The 2,226-nt window shown below is 46.9% G+C and carries 2 protein-coding genes; both read left to right on the plus strand.

From position 1 onward, the window contains the following. Positions 1 to 422 (plus strand): NAD(P)H-dependent oxidoreductase subunit E (locus QZT26_RS17295; RefSeq protein ID WP_295103946.1); only part of this gene is annotated, 422 nt, incomplete at its 5' end. Between the two features lie 179 nt (positions 423 to 601). Continuing rightward, the coding region (locus QZT26_RS17300) for a NuoF family protein (RefSeq protein ID WP_295103948.1) at positions 602 to 2,226 on the plus strand (1,625 nt) is incomplete at its 3' end.

Here is a 2,226-nt window from a genome sequence, read left to right on the forward strand (position 1 = left end):
CCATTCTTTCCCGTGCCGCGTCAAACGATTTAATTCCGATATTACAGGAGATGCAGGAGGAGTACGGATATTTGCCCCTGACGGCAATGGAAGAAGTGTCGGTGCGGACGGACATACCGTTGAGCAGGATATACGGAGTCGTGACTTTTTATTCGCAATTTTCGCTGGTTCCCCGAGGAAAACATACCGTCAGGCTGTGCGCCGGCACTGCCTGCCACATAAAGGGCGCCCCGGACATCGGGGAGAAAATAGCAGACGTCCTGCAGGTAAAAGAAGGCGAAACAACACCTGACTATAAATTTACCCATAAAACGGTAGCATGTTTAGGCACGTGTTTTTTGGCGCCTGTAATGATGATAGACGACCGCTATTATGGGAAATTGACTGAAGAAAAAACCGAGGAAATTCTCAAGAGTTATTAGGGAATTTTAGATTTTAAATGTTAAATTTTAAATTAATTCAGAATTCAACTTTTCGGAAGCGAGTTGTGCTTCGGTAGTTAAATAGATTACACTAAACAGTTACAATATTAAATTAATTTTAATTCAGAATTCAGAATTTAAAATTCAACATTTCTATTAGGAATGGAGGAGAAGTGTTAATGGAAAAATTGAATAGCATTGATGCCCTGAAAAGGTATAGAAAATCTTTGGAAGCGGAAAAAAGCAGCGGGGAGAAAATACGTATTTTAATTTGTACGACAGGTTGCCGGGCGTTGGGGGCCTGGGAAGTGTACAAAACCTTTCAGGCGGAAATTGAGATGCAGTCCCTTAAAGACAGGGTGGAAGTGGTGGATACCGGCTGTCAGGGATTGTGCACAAGGGCGCCTGTAGTAACGGTAGAGCCAATGGGGGTATTTTACGGCAGGGTTACGGAGAGTGACGTGCATGAGATAGTTTCCAGGACAGTTCTTAAGGGGGAAATCATTGAAAGGCTTTGCTGCACGGAAGATGGAAAACGGGTACCCTACCGGAAAGACATATCCTTTTACAAAAAGCAGAAAAAGATTGTATTAAGGAACTGCGGGGTAATCGACCCGAAAAAGATAAGTGAATACATTTTGAGGAATGGGTATGCCGCCCTTGAGAAAGTACTTTCCGGCATGTCCCCCGACAAAGTAATTGAAGAGGTGAAGGCATCCGGTCTGCGGGGACGTGGCGGGGCCGGATTTCCGACGGGGAAGAAGTGGGAGTCTGCAAAAAATGCCGTGGGTGACGAGAAATATGTTATCTGTAACGGAGACGAAGGGGATCCTGGTGCGTTTATGGACCGTGCGGTGCTTGAGGGAGACCCTCATTCTGTAATTGAAGGGATGTTGATTTGCGGTTATGCTATAGGTTCCGGGAAGGGGATAATCTATGTGCGGGAAGAATATCCTATTGCCGTGGAACATGTGAAGATAGCCATAGGCGATGCCCGGTCACTTGGATTATTGGGAGAGAATATATTAGGGAGTGGATTCCATTTCGATATAGAAGTAAAAATGGGTGCAGGTGCATTTGTATGCGGCGAGGAGACGGCATTGATTGCTTCTATTGAAGGTGAACGCGGGATGCCGCGTCCGCGTCCTCCTTTTCCTGCGGTAAGCGGATTGTGGGGAAAGCCAACGAATATAAACAACGTGGAAACACTGGCAAATATTCCGGTAATAATCCTTGAAGGTGCGAAGTATTTCAGCGCAATAGGAACGGAGTCGAGCAAGGGGACGAAGATATTTGCACTGGCGGGCAGTGTAAACAATACGGGACTGGTAGAAGTGCCGATGGGAACAACGCTTCGTGAGCTGGTGTTTGAAATAGGCGGAGGCATACCCCGTCGCCGGCAATTCAAGGCGGCGCAGATGGGAGGTCCTTCGGGCGGATGTGTGCCTGAGCAATACCTTGATACGCCGATTGATTATGAATCGGTAAAAGAGGTTGGGGCGATAATGGGGTCCGGGGGACTTATTATCATGGATGAAACCACCTCTATGGTAGAGATAGCGAGGTATTTCATGGAATTCTGCCAGAATGAATCATGCGGGAAGTGTACTCCGTGCAGGGTAGGTACTAAGCGGATGCTGGAGATACTGACGAGGATAGCAAACGGGGAAGGGGAAAGAGAAGATATTGGCCTTCTGGAAGAACTGGCGGAAGCAACCAGGACGTCTTCGCTGTGCGGACTGGGACAAACATCTGCGAATCCCGTTGTTTCTACGCTGCAGTACTTTAAAAATGAGTATGAAGA

The organism is uncultured Candidatus Kuenenia sp. (assembly GCF_900696675.1).
Classification (GTDB): Bacteria; Planctomycetota; Brocadiia; order Brocadiales; family Brocadiaceae; genus Kuenenia; species Kuenenia stuttgartiensis_A.